We start from the raw sequence: 14,082 nt of genomic DNA, 5'->3' as shown, positions 1-14,082 counted from the left end.
GATGACCCGCGCTTCTCTCTCTGAGCGGCGCATTATATCTACACCACTCTTGGGGTCCAATACAAACGTTCGTTTGAAATTGCCGCAGCCCAGATAAATCACTGACGTACGGCTTATGAACGACCATTTTGCCGTATTGACCGGAATAGGCGTTCCGGTCAAGATACGGGCGGTTTTGCGCTCGCCGTAGGCTGACTGTTGGTTTCAAGAGCACCTCTAAAGACAGGGCGAAGGCAGCACAAAGTGACGAGGTGCGCGGTTCGGACGCGCAGTTTACACGCCGCGATAATGAATGACTCATCGGTCATCACTGACGAATGGTCTTCACTCCCGTGAGCAAGGTCATGTGTGGTTCATGCCGGCGTTTTTAGAGGTGCCCTTGCGCCCATGATCATCAACCGCCAGGTTCGCCCAGGCGACTTTCTTTTCACCGGAGAGTAACGAGGAATCCATGAAGGTTCTTGTAGCTGTCAAACGAGTGGTCGACTATAACGTCAAGGTTCGCGTCAAGGCGGACAACTCCGGCGTCGACCTCGCCAACGTCAAGATGTCGATGAACCCCTTCTGCGAAATCGCCGTGGAAGAAGCCGTACGCCTGAAGGAAAAAGGCGTGGCGACCGAGATCGTCGTCGTCTCCATCGGCCCGACCACCGCCCAGGAGCAACTGCGTACTGCGCTGGCGCTGGGTGCCGATCGCGCCATCCTCGTCGAATCCGCCGAAGAGCTGACTTCCCTGGCCGTTGCCAAACTGTTGAAAGCCGTTGTCGACAAGGAACAGCCACAGCTGGTGATCCTCGGCAAGCAGGCCATTGACAGCGACAACAACCAGACCGGCCAGATGCTCGCGGCATTGAGCGGCTACGGCCAGGGCACCTTCGCTTCGAAAGTCGAAGTGTCCGGCGACAGCGTTGCCGTGACCCGCGAGATCGACGGCGGCGCGCAGACGGTTTCCCTGAAACTGCCGGCCATTGTCACCACCGACCTGCGTTTGAACGAGCCGCGTTATGCGTCCCTGCCAAACATCATGAAAGCCAAGAAGAAGCCGCTTGAAGTGCTGACTCCGGATGCTTTGGGCGTTTCCACCGCCTCCACCAACAAGACCCTGAAGGTCGAAGCGCCGGCTGCACGCAGCGCGGGCATCAAGGTCAAGTCGGTGGCTGAACTGGTCGAGAAACTGAAAAACGAAGCGAAGGTAATCTGACTATGACTATCTTGGTAATCGCCGAACACGATAACAAGGCGCTGGCTCCGGCCACGCTGAACACCGTTGCTGCCGCGGCCAAAATCGGTGGCAATGTGCACGTGCTGGTGGCCGGGCAGGGCGCAAGTGCCGTTGCCGAAGCTGCTGCTAAAATTGCCGGCGTGGCAAAAGTACTGTCGGCTGACAACGCCGCCTACGCACATCAGCTGCCGGAAAACGTTGCTCCGCTGGTGGCCGAGCTGGGCAAGGGCTACAGCCACATCCTGGCTGCCGCTACCTCCAACGGCAAGAACATCCTGCCGCGCGTGGCTGCCGCACTGGACGTCGACCAGATCTCCGAAATCATCTCGGTGGAAAGCGCCGATACTTTCAAGCGCCCGATCTACGCCGGCAACGCCATCGCCACCGTACAATCGACCGCTGCGATCAAGGTCATCACCGTGCGCGCCACCGGTTTCGACCCGGTTGCCGCCGAAGGTGGCTCGGCTGCCGTTGAAGCGGTAGGCGCTGCTCATGACGCCGGCATCTCCAGCTTCGTCAACGAAGAGCTGGCGAAATCCGATCGCCCTGAGCTGACCGCTGCCAAGATCGTCGTTTCCGGCGGTCGCGGCATGCAGAACGGTGACAACTTCAAGCACCTGTACGCCCTGGCCGACAAGCTGGGCGCTGCCGTCGGCGCTTCCCGCGCCGCGGTCGACGCAGGGTTTGTGCCCAACGACATGCAGGTCGGCCAGACCGGCAAGATCGTTGCGCCACAGCTGTACATCGCCGTCGGTATCTCCGGCGCGATCCAGCACCTGGCCGGCATGAAAGACTCCAAGGTGATCGTTGCGATCAACAAGGACGAAGAAGCGCCGATCTTCCAGGTGGCCGATTATGGCCTGGTGGCTGACCTGTTCGAAGCCATCCCCGAGCTGGAGAAGCTGGTCTAATCCGGCGTCTTCACTTATAAAGAGCCCGGCCTTTGGCCGGGTTTTTTATTTCTGCTTCCGGGGAGCGTAGCGCCATGGATCTTCGCCATTTGGCCAGTTGGTCGTTGTTGTGGGCATTGGCTTGCATGCCGGGCCTGTCTGTCGCCGCTGGCAAATGTGAGCGTCTGGTCGCCACTGGCAGCCCCGATGCGCCGCCTTACCTTTGGCAAGACCCCCAGGACCCCAAGCACCTGATCGGCGCTGGCGCCGAACTGCTGGAGCAGGTGGCTAAGGCGCTGGGGATCAAGATCGAGCTGCTCTACGCCGGCAAGCGTGCCCAGGCATTGGACGAGGTGCGCAGCGGGCGCATGGACCTGCTCACCGATGCTCCGCTGACCACGAACGGGCTGGAAAGCCTCGATTACGTGCATCCGGCCTTGCTGGAAAATGATTACCTGGTCTGGACCCGCAAGGATTCGACGTTGCTCATCACCCGGCCCGAGGACCTTCACGGACATCCCGGAGCCTTGTCGGAGAAGGCCCAAATGACCCAGGGATTCAGCGTCTTTGCCGAGCAGAATCTAACCCTGACCCGGACACCCAACCTGACCCAGGCCTTTCAGAAATTGCTGCTGGGTGAAGTGGAATATGTCTTGGCAGGACGCTACTCGGGCATGGCGATGGCGCAGACATTGGGGATGGCCAACGATCTGCAGGCGGCACCGCAACCGGTGGATAAACCGGGATTGTTCCTCGCGGTTTCCCATAACTCCGCCTGCAACGACCCATGGTTGCGCGGACAGCTGGCGCAAAAGATGACAGAATTGGCCGCGTCCGGCCTGACGGAGGCTGTGTTGCAGCGCAATCTGGAGCGTTGGAGAACACAGTTGCAGCCAACTGTCAGTGCCCCAAAACAGTAGGGAACATTAGTGACTATTCGACCTCTTTTCGCTGCCCTGGCCGTTCTGGCTCTGGCGGGTTGTGCAGCCGATCCGGCGCCGAATGAACAGCTGCGCCTGACTGAGCAGGCCATCGAGCAGGCCCATGCGGTGGGCGCCACCGCCGATGACGTGCCTGAACTTAAACTCGCCGAAGAAAAATTCGCCCGCGCCAAGAGCAACATGGCCGACGAATCCTACAAGAAGGCACGCATGCGCGCCGAGCAGGCCGAGCTGGACGCCCGCCTGGCCGAAGCGAAGGTGCTCAGTCTCAAGCGCCAGGAGCAGTTGAACGTGCTCGATACTCGAATCAAGCGCTTGCGCAAACAGTTGAGGGATGATGCCCAATGAAGCCGTCCCATGTATGTGGCAGCCTGGTCCTCGCGGGCCTCGCCAGTTTGTATGGCTGCGCCGGCCAGCGTAGCGAAGCGGCGCTGGAACAGGCCAGCGCCAGCTTCCAGAAGGTCAAAGAAGACGCTAATGTCCTGCGCGCCGCGCCCAAGGATGTCATCCGCGCCGGCGAATCCCTGGCCCGGGCCGATCGCCTGTCCAGCTATTGGGGCAGCGGCGAGGATGTCCAGCATTACGCTTACCTGAGCCAGCGCTACAGCGAGATCGCGCGGGAACACAGCAATCAGTTGCTCAACGAAGAGCGCGCGGCGAAGCTTGAGCTGGAACGCCAGCGCCTGCAATTGGCCTTGCGCGAATCCAAGTTGCTGAGCGTCCAGCAGCAAGGCAAGTGGCTGGAAGAACAGATCATGGCGATGGCCACCACCCAGACTGATCGCGGCTTGGTGATGACCCTGGGTGACGTACTGTTCGACACCGGCGAAGCGGAACTGAAGAACTCGGCCAACCGCGTGGTGCTCAAGATCGTGCAGTTCCTGCAGCTCAATCCCAAGCGCGTGGTGCGTATCGAGGGCTACACCGACAGCACCGGTGGCAAGCAGGAGAACGTCAAGTTGTCCCGTGATCGCGCGCAGGCGGTGGCGGACGTGCTGGTGGACCTGGGGATCGATGAAAAACGCATTCAGGTCGAAGGCTACGGCGATCAATATCCGGTGGACGTCAACGCTTCCGAGCGTGGCCGGGCCCAGAACCGTCGTGTGGAAATCGTCTTTTCCGACGAGAAAGGCCAGCTCGGCGCCGCCCGCTGAGGGTTGCGTCACTGGAAAACCCGGCCCCTGCCAAGGCGCCGGGTTTTTTTTGGCCTGAGATTGCGAGGAATGGGTACAGTTTGGGGGTGTCACTGCACTGTGCTGTCAAGTAATCTGGCAACTGTCCCAGTACACTTCTAAACTGTTCCGGTAATATTTCCCACAAGAATAAAATGCCCGTGAAATCGAGTGCTGCGTCATGACCAACCTCCTGCTCTACCAACGTATTGCTCAACAACTGGCTGAAGATATCCGGCGCGGTGTCTATCAGCCCGGCGAACGCGTGCCGTCGGTGCGCAAGATGAGTTCGCAGCTCAACGTCAGCCATGCCACTGTGTTGCAGGCCTATGCCAACCTGGAAGACCAGGGGTTGATCCGGGCGCGGCCGCAGTCGGGTTACTACGTGCACCAGACGCCGGCCCTGACCGCGCCGACGCCGGACATCGCCCGGGTCGAGCGCCCCGGCCTGGTGACGCGCAGCAGCATTATCCAGCAGGTGTTAGTCGAGTCGCGCCGTGAAGGGGTCTTCCCGCTGGGCGCGGCGGTGCCGAGCGTCGATTATCTGCCAGTGCGGGCGTTGCACCAGCAGTTGGCCAAGGTCACACGGTTTCACAGTCCGCGGGCCTTCAGCTACATGTTCAGCCCCGGCTTCGAGCCGTTACGGCGCCAGGTGGCGATTCGCATGCGTGATGCCGGAGTCGTGGTCGACCCCTCCGAAGTGGTGATTACCCATGGCTGCGTCGATGCGTTGCAAATGTCGCTGCGCGTGCTGACCCGGCCGGGGGATTTGATCGCCGCCGAGTCGCCGACCTATTACGGTTTGCTGCAGTTGGCGGACCTGTTGGGGCTCAAGGTAATTGAGATCCCCAGCGATCCGGTCACCGGTATGAGCCTTGAAGCCTTGCAGCTGGCGGCCAACCAATGGTCGATCAAGGCGTTGGTCCTGACCACGCGCCTGAGCAATCCCCTCGGCGGCACGATGCCTGAGGAGCGGCAAAAACAGCTGCTGCGCCTGGCGTCGGATTTCGACATTCAGATTGTCGAGGACGACATTTACGGCGAACTGATGTTCGAGCAGGGGCGTACCAAGGCACTCAAGGCCTACGACCGCCTGGATCGGGTGATCTACTGCTCGAGTTTTTCCAAGACTTTATCGCCGGGTGTGCGCATCGGCTGGATGATCGCCGGCAAGTTCCAGCAAGAGATCCAGCGGCTGCAAACGTTCAGCACTCATTCGGCGTGCAGCGTCACGCAGATGGGCATTGCGGCGTACCTGGAAAACGGCGGCTACGACCGGCATCTGCGCTACATTCGCCAGGAGTACCGCAAGAACCTCAGCGCCTTTCAACTGGCTGTGCAGCAGTATTTTCCCGAAGGCACGCAAATGAGTCGTCCTACCGGGGGCTTCATCCTTTGGGTCAGCCTGCCGGGACGGGTCAATACCCAGGAGTTGCACGTGCGGGCGCTGCAGCAGGGCATCAGCATCGCCCCCGGGCTGATCTTCAGTAACACCGAGCAGTTCAACCACTGCATTCGCCTGAACTGCGGTACGCCCTGGAACCGCGAGGCAGAGCGGGCTCTGATGACGCTGGGGCTGTTGGCCACCCAGCTGTGCCAGGAGACCGCGAGCGGGCTCCTTTAAATTCAAGCGCTTGGATGGACATGCTTGTCAGCGCTCGATTAACAGGCGAGCATGGGGCTTGTGTCGTAACTGCCATCGAGTCCAATGAAAGCCATTGTCCCTGCCGTCTGGGTTTTGCTTGGCCTGTTGACTGCCTTCCATTCAGGAGGCGTCGTGGCGGCTGCGGCACAGGAAAAACCCGCGGCCAGCGCTACGAAGAATCCTGGCAAGGCACCCGCAGCGGTGAAAAAAGCCCCCGCGAAGAAAGCCGCGAATACCAGAAAAAAACGTGCCCCCGTCGCCTCCAAAAGCAAATCTGCTCGCGAAATTGCCAAGACCCGACTGCCGCCGGCGAAGCTCGATTTGAGCTTGCCCAATGAAATGGTCGAGGAGCTGAAGCCCCCGGGAACTGTGCCGCTGCCCAAGCGTGAGCCGTTGTTGCCGCCCATGTTCGGCGATAAGCCTGGGCCGTTCCAACTCAACGGACGTTTGCTGAGCAACGAAATGCAGCTGCCGTTGCGCAACCAGGAGCGCAACGAAGTGGAAGGCGCAGCGCTGGAGTTCGAATTCAAGCAGTAGGCATTCATTGCGCCTGCAACTCCTCACTGACTGCTCGGTCATCGCGTCATGAACAAAAAAACACCCATCCAGTAATTTGAAACGTTCGTTTTAGCCGTTACTCTCTGTCCTGTTATCAACCATTACCTGCCGCGAGGACGTTTTCGTCATGAAATGCCGCGAGGGCTGTGGCGCCTGCTGCATCGCCCCCTCCATCAGCTCACCCATCCCGGGGATGCCTCAAGGCAAGCCGGCGGGCGAGCGTTGCGTGCAGTTGTCGGTCGACAATCTGTGCCAGATATTCGGCCGGGCCGATCGCCCCGCGGTGTGCTCGGCGTTTGAGGCTGACATCGAGGTCTGTGGCGACAGCAGCGAAGAAGCCATTCGCTTGATCGGTTGGTGGGAGCAAGTCACGGCAGCGTAATGCGTCAAGATCGGAACTTCGAAAACAAGGAAAACAACTATGGGTTCGCTGCATCGTATGGCTGTGTTGTGTGGTTTGACCGTGTTGCTGGCGACGGCTACCGCCCAGGCTGAGGATTGGCAGGTTGCCAAGGAAAAGGACGGCATCAAGGTTTCACTCAGTGAAGTCAGCGGTTCCAAGTACAAGGCCTACCAAGGCGTGACCGTGATGAAGACGACCATGGCGAAGTTGCGCGCCTTGCAGGAGGACGTATCGGGTGCCTGTGCCTGGATTCATGAATGCAAGAGCCAGAAGCTGCTCAAGCACGAGGGCGACAAGAGCTGGACCTACACTCGATTCAACACGCCGTGGCCGGTTACGCCGCGTGACTCCGTGCTGGAAGTTACCACCGTCGAAGGCGCGGATGGCAGCCTGACCCGCAATCTCAAGGGCGTGCCCACTTACGCTCCTGAAGAAAAGGGTTTCGTGCGAGTGGCACAAGTCGACGGTTTCTGGAAATTCACTCCCAAGGGCGCGGATCAGGTCGAGGTGATTTACCAGGTCCATACCGAGCCGGGTGGCGACGTTCCGTCCTGGCTGGCTAACAAGTTCGTGGTGGATGCGCCGTTCAATACCCTGAAAGCGTTGAAAGAACGCGCCGAAAAATAGCCCTGGTCACTCCGAGAAAAACCGCCCTTGAGGCGGTTTTTTCGTATGTGCCGTCAACGAACTCAGCGGAACGATTGTTTCGCCGCCAATGTCGAGATAGAGGTAAGCCCGGCCATTCCATCGATCAAGGAGACATTGATGCAAAAGTGGGAAATCACCTTCGTTGACGATCACGGCGAAACGATTGCCGAGCAGTTTGATTACGCCCAGGAGCCCACGATGGAACAAGCGGCACAACTGATTCGGGAAAAGCTGGTACCTCTCTCGAAAGAGCTGGACCTCAACGACCTGGAGGGCCGCACCGACGACCCCACGGTCAAGAGCCTGAAAACCCAGAACAGCATTGAGATCATCAGCATTAAACCGATTTCATGAAATTCATTGTCTGGTCCCGCTTGGCAGTCGCACTGACTTGACGCTACTCTGCAATCGAGATCAGCGAAAGGATCGCGAAGGTCCGGTCTTGTCAGCTACATGCTTGTGTCCCGACGGTCATTTGATGCCGTATCGCTTGTAACCGCTGGTTGCATGCACGGGAAGACGGAAAGTCTATCCATCGGTTCTGAGGAGGACGTTTCATGAGCACAGCCTATCAAGAAGATGTCAGCACCAGCGTGTTGCGCCGCATGAAAGAAGGCGGTTTCGATTTCTCCCAATTCCATCCCATCGAGTTCTACGCCATTTTTCCCGACGAGGAACGGGCGCGCAGGGCGGCAGGTCATTTTCGGGGAGAATCGTTGAACGCGCAGATCAGCGCTCGGGAAGATGGTGCCTGGTCACTGGAACTGAGCCGGGTGATGTACGCCACCTATGATGATATCGGCGACTTCGAACTGAACTTCGAGGCGGTGGTGGAGCCACTGGGTGGCATCATTGAAGGGTGGGGCGTCAAGCAGGAGATCCGTCGCCTGCAGGCCTGACACTTACACTTTGCAGCACAGCAACGGCTGACCTTTGTGTCGGCCGTTTTCATGTAGCGCTCTTGTGGCAATTCAGCATCTACGGCTGCTTGCGTCCCGCCATATGCTTCAAATATCCCACCAGCAAATCAAGCTCCGCATCCGGCAGCACCGCCGCCGAGAACCCCGGCATCTTCCCTTGAGGCCAGCGCCGCAGGCTCTGCGGATCCCGTATGTAACGCTTGAGAAAATCCCCCGAGAAGTACTCGGTTGGATTGAAGGGAATGTTCAGGTCCGGGCCGAACTGGGCATCGCCTGCACCGTTGAGGCGGTGGCAGGCCAGGCAGTTTTTCTGGAACAGCGCAAAACCCTGATTGATCGGATCCTCCTTGGTCAGGTCTGGGGCGGGCAGCAGGGCCGGGAAGCGCTCGGCCACCGCGGACAGGCGCTTGATGCTCGCCAGCGCGTAGGGCCACTGTTCGGGGCTGATATGGCCCGCCTGGGGATCGGTCCAGACCAAGTAAAAGGGCCCGGCACTGCGCTTGCCCTCGCCCAGCGACGGCCAGGGGGCTGCTGGGTCTTCGATCGCCAGCCACGCACGGGCGCCACTCTGGTTGAGCAACGGTGCAGCGGGCATTTCGGCGGCAAAGCCATCCAGCGCCACGGCCTGCAAATGGTCATCCGGCTGGACGCCGGTCAACAACGCCGTGAGGGGGACGGCGCGATAGCTCATGGGTTTCTTGTAGGAAACATCTTCATTGATCCGGACCGTTCGAGCTTCAGGATGCTTGAGCAGTTCCTCGGTTTGCCAGGTGCGTGCCTGCGTGCCCAGTTCAAGCACGAGTTGCGCGGCAAATAGAGGCGTGCTGAGCAGCAGCGCCCCGATCGCAATGAGAGCTTTCAATGAATCGCCTTCCATGTCGAGAGGGAAGCGCAAAGGGTGGCACAGCCACCGTCGCTTGAACAACGACCCTCGTGCATTTGCTGGCGATGGCACCACGCGCCGGATTCAGCCGATGACCTTGGTAATGTTCGGCAAAATCAACAGCAGCGTAGTGGCAAAGAGGATGAGTCCGGCTTGGCGAACTTTCGAATGTTTGAACATGGCTGACCCGCCTTTTTTGTTATTTCCTGAGGCCAGCCTGCGTAGCTCCGTGGCGGCTGGCGTTGCACTTCCTGTTTGAAACTGGCTGACAAGCGCCTCGGCAAAACCCGACGACTCTCTTGTACAGGGTTTACATTAGGGGCCGCAGCCGCATTGGCTTAGATCCAATTCATATGAGTTTTAAGCTGATAGCTATTAAACAGGCATGAGGCCTATTGCCAGCTACTTGCCGGCCCTCTTGCTAGACAGCTTGCTCACCTGAAACGGTTAACCCGATAGCACGCTACCGTTCGTCTGAGCGTGGCTGTCAATGCCGTTGAGCGCTGGGGTCATTGAATCCGGCGCCGCTGGGCTTAAGGTTGGAGGTGTTCGCATTACGTCGATGATGGTTCGAGGATGTCATGACCCAAGCTTTGATTTTCGATGCATTACGCACGCCCCGCGGCAAGGGCAAGGCCGATGGCGCCCTGTACACCGTCAAGCCGGTGAACCTGGTCGCCGGCCTGCTCGACGCGTTGCGCCAGCGCATGGACCTGGACACCCGTCACGTCGATGACATCGTGCTCGGCTGCGTGACTCCGGTAGGCGACCAAGGCGCCGACATTGCCAAGACGGCGGCCCTGGTGGCGGGCTGGGACGTCAGCGTGGCGGGCGTGCAACTCAACCGTTTCTGCGCCTCGGGCCTTGAGGCGGTGAACCTGGCGGCGATGAAGGTGCGCTCCGGCTTCGAGGACCTGGTGGTGGCCGGCGGCGTGGAGTCGATGTCGCGGGTACCGATGGGCAGCGATGGAGGCGCATGGGCGCTGGACCCACAATCGAACCTGCAGGGGCATTTTGTCCCCCAGGGCATTGGCGCGGACCTGATCGCTACCCTGGAAGGCTTCAATCGCGAAGAGGTCGATACCTTCGCGTTGCAATCCCAGCGCAAGGCCGCTCGGGCTCGGGACGACGGATCGTTTGCTAAATCCCTGGTGGCGGTGCGGGACCAGAATGGCATCGTGCTGCTGGACCACGACGAATTCATCCGTGGCGACTCGACCCTTGAAGGGCTGGGCAAGCTTCGGCCGAGTTTCGAGGCGATGGGCCAGATGGGCTTCGACGCGACGGCGTTGCGTGTCTACAGCCATGTCGAACGAATCAACCATGTGCACACCCCTGGCAACAGCTCGGGCATCGTCGACGGCGCGGCGCTCATGCTGATAGGCACCGAGGCAAAGGGCCGCGAGCTGGGCCTGGAGCCCCGGGCGCGAATCGTCGCCACTGCGGTCACCAGCACCGAGCCGACCATCATGCTCACTGGCCCGGCCCCGGCCACCCGCAAGGCCTTGGCGAAAGCCGGGTTGCGGGTGGAAGACATCGATCTGTTCGAGGTCAACGAAGCCTTCGCCTCGGTGGTGCTCAAATTCATCAAGGACATGGCCATCGATCCCGCAAAGGTGAATGTCAACGGCGGTTCTATCGCCATGGGGCACCCACTGGGTGCCACCGGGTGCGCAATTCTTGGCACTTTGCTCGATGAGCTGGAGGCGCGTCGCCTGCGTTACGGCCTGGCGACGCTGTGTGTCGGCGGCGGAATGGGCATCGCCACCATCATCGAACGCCTCTGAGCCCTCGACACCAAGGAACACTTTTCATGACCGAAGCCATTCGTTACGAAACCGGCCAGGACCGGATCGTTCTCCTGACCCTGGACATGCCGGGCCAGAGCAGCAATACCATGAACGCGACCTATCGCGAGGCGATGGCCGCCTGCGTGGCGCGTCTGTTGGCCGAAAAAGATTCGATCGCCGGAGTGATCATCACCTCGGCCAAGAAAACCTTTTTTGCCGGTGGCGACTTGAACGAGCTGGTCAGGGTCGACCCATCCGAGGCCCAGGCGTTCTATCAGATGGTCCTGGGGCTGAAAGCGCAACTGCGCGCCCTCGAAACCCTCGGTGTACCCGTCGTCGCGGCGATCAATGGTGCGGCCTTGGGCGGCGGCTGGGAAATCTGCCTGGCGTGTCATCATCGCGTAGCGCTGGACCATCCATCGGTGCAGATCGGCTTGCCGGAGGTCACCCTCGGCTTGCTGCCGGGCGGTGGCGGTGTGGTGCGGATGGTGCGGGTGCTGGGTTTGGAAAAGGCTTTGCCGTATCTGCTCGAGGGCAAGCGACTTGGCCCGCAGCAGGCGTTGCAGGCCGGCTTGATCGACGAGCTGGCGGCGGATCGCGACGAGCTGCTGGCCAAGTCCCGAGCCTGGATTCTCGCCCATCCGGATGCGATCCAACCTTGGGACGTGAAGGGGTATCGGCTTCCAGGCGGGACCCCGTCCGACCCGAAGGTCGCCCAGATGCTGGCGATCGCGCCTTCGATCCTGCGCAACAAGACCCAGGGCTGCCTGCCGGCCCCGGAAAAGATTCTCTGCGCTGCGGTAGAGGGCGCGCAGGTGGCGTTTGACGCGGCGCATCTGATCGAGACGCGCTATTTCACCGAACTCGCCACGGGACAAGTGGCGAAGAACCTGATCGGCACCTTCTGGTTTCAACTCAACGAAATCAAGGCCGGCAGATCCCGCCCACAGGGTGTTGCGCCTTATCTGACAAAAAAAGTCGGCGTGCTCGGTGCGGGCATGATGGGCGCCGGTATCGCCTACGTCAGCGCGGTGGCTGGCATAGACGTGGTGCTCAAGGACATCGACCTGGCCGCCGCACAGAAGGGCAAGGCACGCTCGGCGGCGTTGCTGGACAAAAAAGTCGCGCGCGGCCAACTCACCGAGGAACAACGCGACGCCACGCTGGCGCGGATTCACCCTACCGACAACGATGCCGAGCTGGCCGGTTGCGATCTGATCATCGAGGCCGTCTTCGAAAACCGTTCCCTGAAAGCCCAGGTATCGTCAGCAGCCCCAGCGGCAGCGGGGCCTGCGGCGGTGATCGCTTCCAACACCTCGACTCTGCCCATCACTGGCTTGGCCGAGGCGGTGCCGGACGCGAGCAGATTTATCGGGCTGCACTTCTTCAGTCCGGTGGAAAAAATGCCGCTGGTGGAAATCATCAAGGGGGCCGGGACCAGTGATGAAACCCTGGCCCGGGCTTTCGATTTTGCCCGGCAGATCGACAAGACGCCCATCGTGGTCAAAGACAGCCGTGGTTTTTTCACTTCGCGGGTGTTTGGCACCTTCATCAACGAAGGCATTGCGATGCTCGGCGAGGGCGTGAGTGCGCCGATGATCGAAACCGAAGCGCGCAAAGCCGGGATGCCGGTCGGGCCCCTGGCTGTTTCGGACGAAGTTTCCCTCGGTTTGATGAGCCATATCCGCGCTCAAACCGCCAGAGACCTGCACGCAGAAGGGAAAGCGCCGAAAGAACATCCTGCATTCGCCGTGATCGACCTGCTCCTTGATGAGTACAAACGACCAGGCAAAGCGGCCGGAGCCGGTTTTTATGACTATCCAGCCCAAGGGCAGAAGCATCTCTGGCCGGAGCTCAAGAGCCGTTTCGAAAAAGCCGATGGGCAAATCCCCGCGCAGGATATCCGCGATCGCCTGCTGTTCATTCAGGCCTTGGAAACTGTTCGCTGCGTAGAAGAAGGCGTCGTCACTTCGACGCCGGATGCCAATGTCGGCTCGGTGTTCGGCATCGGTTTCGCGGCCTGGACAGGTGGGACGTTGCAGTTCATCAACCAGTACGGTTTGCCGGCATTTATCGCTCGTGCCCAGTACCTGGCCGAGCAATATGGCGAACGTTTCTCACCGCCGGCCCTGTTGCTGGAAAAAGCCGCCAGCCGGGCGACGTTCTGACGGGGAGGGGGCTTGCCTTGGAGCGGTGTTTCAAGGCAGGCTCTGGGGTGTGCAATATTCCCATCATCGTGTCAGGTATTTTTTATGTCGTTACGCATCTGCATTCTGGAAACCGATATCCTGCGTCCGGAACTGGTCGAGCAATATCAGGGTTACGGGCAGATGTTCCAGCGCCTGTTTTCGCAACAGCCCATTGCGGCCGAGTTTGTCGTATACAACGTGGTGGAAGGGCAATACCCCAGCGATGACAAGCAATTCGACGCCTACCTGGTGACCGGCAGCAAGGCCGACTCCTTTGGCAGCGACCCCTGGATCCAGACCCTCAAGACCTATCTGATGGACCGCTACCAGCGTGGCGACAAACTGCTGGGCGTCTGCTTTGGTCATCAGTTGCTGGCCTTGTTGCTGGGCGGCAAGACCGAGCGCGCCAGCCAGGGATGGGGGGTTGGCACCCATCGTTACAAACTCGCGGCAAAGGCGCCCTGGATGAGCCCGGTGATGGAGGAACTGACTTTGTTGATCAGTCATCAGGACCAGGTCACCGAGCTGCCGGAAAATGCCACGGTCATCGCCTCAAGCGATTTCTGCCCATTCGCGGCCTATCACATCAATGATCAGGTCCTGTGCTTCCAGGGCCACCCGGAATTCATCCATGATTATTCCCGGGCCCTGCTGGAAATTCGCCAGCAACACCTCGGCGAGCAGATCTACAGCCAGGGCGTGGCGAGCCTTGAACAGGAACATCACGGCACGACGGTAGCGGAGTGGATGATGCGTTTCGTCGCCCACAAACCCCAAGCTGAAGCCGCCCAAGGCTGATTATCCGGGCATCCCACATTTGA

The 14,082-nt window shown here is 60.0% G+C and carries 15 protein-coding genes; 14 read left to right on the top strand and 1 reads right to left on the bottom strand.

The features are described 5' to 3' along the window. Positions 1-451 precede the first annotated feature (451 nt). The 11 genes from J3P89_RS20410 to J3P89_RS20360 all read left to right on the top strand — a co-directional run bounded on the left by J3P89_RS20410 (position 452) and on the right by J3P89_RS20360 (position 8,378). The gene (locus J3P89_RS20410) at positions 452-1,201 is read left to right on the top strand and encodes an electron transfer flavoprotein subunit beta/FixA family protein (RefSeq protein ID WP_024776877.1); all 750 of its coding nucleotides are present in this window, start codon (positions 452-454) and stop codon (positions 1,199-1,201) included. A 2-nt stretch (positions 1,202-1,203) separates the two neighbouring features. Beyond that, positions 1,204-2,133, top strand: a complete 930-nt coding sequence (locus J3P89_RS20405; protein WP_434695484.1) for an electron transfer flavoprotein subunit alpha/FixB family protein — start codon at positions 1,204-1,206, stop codon at positions 2,131-2,133. Between the two features lie 74 nt (positions 2,134-2,207). Continuing rightward, positions 2,208-3,032 carry a substrate-binding periplasmic protein gene (locus J3P89_RS20400; RefSeq protein ID WP_434695483.1) on the top strand — a complete coding sequence of 275 codons (825 nt, stop codon included), beginning with the start codon at positions 2,208-2,210 and terminating at the stop codon, positions 3,030-3,032. Between the two features lie 9 nt (positions 3,033-3,041). Further along, a complete protein-coding gene (locus J3P89_RS20395) occupies positions 3,042-3,401 on the top strand; it encodes a DUF4398 domain-containing protein (RefSeq protein ID WP_434603286.1) in 360 nt (119 codons plus the stop codon). Then, positions 3,398-4,207 (top strand): OmpA family protein, encoded by an 810-nt coding sequence (locus tag J3P89_RS20390; RefSeq protein ID WP_434695482.1) that lies wholly within the window; start codon positions 3,398-3,400, stop codon positions 4,205-4,207. The genes J3P89_RS20395 and J3P89_RS20390 overlap by 4 nt, the downstream gene beginning before the upstream one ends. Before the next feature lie 199 nt (positions 4,208-4,406). Then, complete coding sequence (locus tag J3P89_RS20385; RefSeq protein WP_305496026.1) at positions 4,407-5,849, top strand: PLP-dependent aminotransferase family protein; 1,443 nt, start codon at positions 4,407-4,409, stop codon at positions 5,847-5,849. Positions 5,850-5,933: 84 nt separating this feature from the next. Further along, entirely contained in the window at positions 5,934-6,407 is a 474-nt protein-coding gene (locus J3P89_RS20380) for a translation initiation factor 2 (protein WP_434569331.1), read from the top strand. A gap of 148 nt (positions 6,408-6,555) precedes the next feature. Then, positions 6,556-6,810: a YkgJ family cysteine cluster protein gene (locus J3P89_RS20375; protein ID WP_434603288.1), complete on the top strand. Its 255-nt coding sequence runs from the start codon at positions 6,556-6,558 to the stop codon at positions 6,808-6,810. A 39-nt stretch (positions 6,811-6,849) separates the two neighbouring features. Then, complete coding sequence (locus tag J3P89_RS20370) at positions 6,850-7,458, top strand: START domain-containing protein (protein ID WP_434695481.1); 609 nt, start codon at positions 6,850-6,852, stop codon at positions 7,456-7,458. Positions 7,459-7,596: 138 nt separating this feature from the next. Then, positions 7,597-7,833, top strand: a complete 237-nt coding sequence (locus J3P89_RS20365; RefSeq protein WP_039593688.1) for a hypothetical protein — start codon at positions 7,597-7,599, stop codon at positions 7,831-7,833. A gap of 203 nt (positions 7,834-8,036) precedes the next feature. Then, positions 8,037-8,378, top strand: a complete 342-nt coding sequence (locus J3P89_RS20360) for a ribonuclease E inhibitor RraB (RefSeq protein ID WP_434569327.1) — start codon at positions 8,037-8,039, stop codon at positions 8,376-8,378. Positions 8,379-8,457: 79 nt separating this feature from the next. Here the strand turns inward: J3P89_RS20360 and J3P89_RS20355 are convergent, their stop codons facing one another. Next, positions 8,458-9,276, bottom strand: a complete 819-nt coding sequence (locus J3P89_RS20355) for a c-type cytochrome (protein ID WP_434698035.1) — start codon at positions 9,274-9,276, stop codon at positions 8,458-8,460. A gap of 587 nt (positions 9,277-9,863) precedes the next feature. Here J3P89_RS20355 and J3P89_RS20350 point away from each other — a divergent pair. From J3P89_RS20350 to J3P89_RS20340, 3 genes are all read left to right on the top strand, one after another. Continuing rightward, positions 9,864-11,069 carry an acetyl-CoA C-acetyltransferase gene (locus J3P89_RS20350; RefSeq protein ID WP_434695479.1) on the top strand — a complete coding sequence of 402 codons (1,206 nt, stop codon included), beginning with the start codon at positions 9,864-9,866 and terminating at the stop codon, positions 11,067-11,069. 26 nt (positions 11,070-11,095) lie between these two features. Continuing rightward, entirely contained in the window at positions 11,096-13,240 is a 2,145-nt protein-coding gene (locus J3P89_RS20345; RefSeq protein WP_434695478.1) for a 3-hydroxyacyl-CoA dehydrogenase NAD-binding domain-containing protein, read from the top strand. Positions 13,241-13,324: 84 nt separating this feature from the next. After that, entirely contained in the window at positions 13,325-14,059 is a 735-nt protein-coding gene (locus tag J3P89_RS20340) for an amidotransferase (protein WP_434695477.1), read from the top strand. Positions 14,060-14,082: the final 23 nt, after the last annotated feature.

The organism is Pseudomonas sp. Z1-14 (assembly GCF_051132005.1).
Classification (GTDB): Bacteria; Pseudomonadota; Gammaproteobacteria; order Pseudomonadales; family Pseudomonadaceae; genus Aquipseudomonas.
The sequence above is the reverse complement of the archived record's forward strand: the minus strand, read 5'-3'. Positions and strand labels throughout refer to the sequence as shown.

What these genes read in the sequence shown, in the direction of transcription:
- J3P89_RS20390 (WP_434695482.1), top strand. Translation starts at nt 3,398, where the DNA reads ATGAAGCCGTCCCATGTATGTGGCAGCCTGGTCCTCGCGGGCCTCGCC.
- J3P89_RS20340 (WP_434695477.1), top strand. Translation starts at nt 13,325, where the DNA reads ATGTCGTTACGCATCTGCATTCTGGAAACCGATATCCTGCGTCCGGAA.
- J3P89_RS20410 (WP_024776877.1), top strand. Translation starts at nt 452, where the DNA reads ATGAAGGTTCTTGTAGCTGTCAAACGAGTGGTCGACTATAACGTCAAG.
- J3P89_RS20370 (WP_434695481.1), top strand. Translation starts at nt 6,850, where the DNA reads ATGGGTTCGCTGCATCGTATGGCTGTGTTGTGTGGTTTGACCGTGTTG.
- J3P89_RS20375 (WP_434603288.1), top strand. Translation starts at nt 6,556, where the DNA reads ATGAAATGCCGCGAGGGCTGTGGCGCCTGCTGCATCGCCCCCTCCATC.
- J3P89_RS20350 (WP_434695479.1), top strand. Translation starts at nt 9,864, where the DNA reads ATGACCCAAGCTTTGATTTTCGATGCATTACGCACGCCCCGCGGCAAG.
- J3P89_RS20355 (WP_434698035.1), bottom strand. Translation starts at nt 9,276, where the DNA reads ATGGAAGGCGATTCATTGAAAGCTCTCATTGCGATCGGGGCGCTGCTG.
- J3P89_RS20365 (WP_039593688.1), top strand. Translation starts at nt 7,597, where the DNA reads ATGCAAAAGTGGGAAATCACCTTCGTTGACGATCACGGCGAAACGATT.
- J3P89_RS20360 (WP_434569327.1), top strand. Translation starts at nt 8,037, where the DNA reads ATGAGCACAGCCTATCAAGAAGATGTCAGCACCAGCGTGTTGCGCCGC.
- J3P89_RS20400 (WP_434695483.1), top strand. Translation starts at nt 2,208, where the DNA reads ATGGATCTTCGCCATTTGGCCAGTTGGTCGTTGTTGTGGGCATTGGCT.
- J3P89_RS20405 (WP_434695484.1), top strand. Translation starts at nt 1,204, where the DNA reads ATGACTATCTTGGTAATCGCCGAACACGATAACAAGGCGCTGGCTCCG.
- J3P89_RS20345 (WP_434695478.1), top strand. Translation starts at nt 11,096, where the DNA reads ATGACCGAAGCCATTCGTTACGAAACCGGCCAGGACCGGATCGTTCTC.
- J3P89_RS20385 (WP_305496026.1), top strand. Translation starts at nt 4,407, where the DNA reads ATGACCAACCTCCTGCTCTACCAACGTATTGCTCAACAACTGGCTGAA.
- J3P89_RS20380 (WP_434569331.1), top strand. Translation starts at nt 5,934, where the DNA reads ATGAAAGCCATTGTCCCTGCCGTCTGGGTTTTGCTTGGCCTGTTGACT.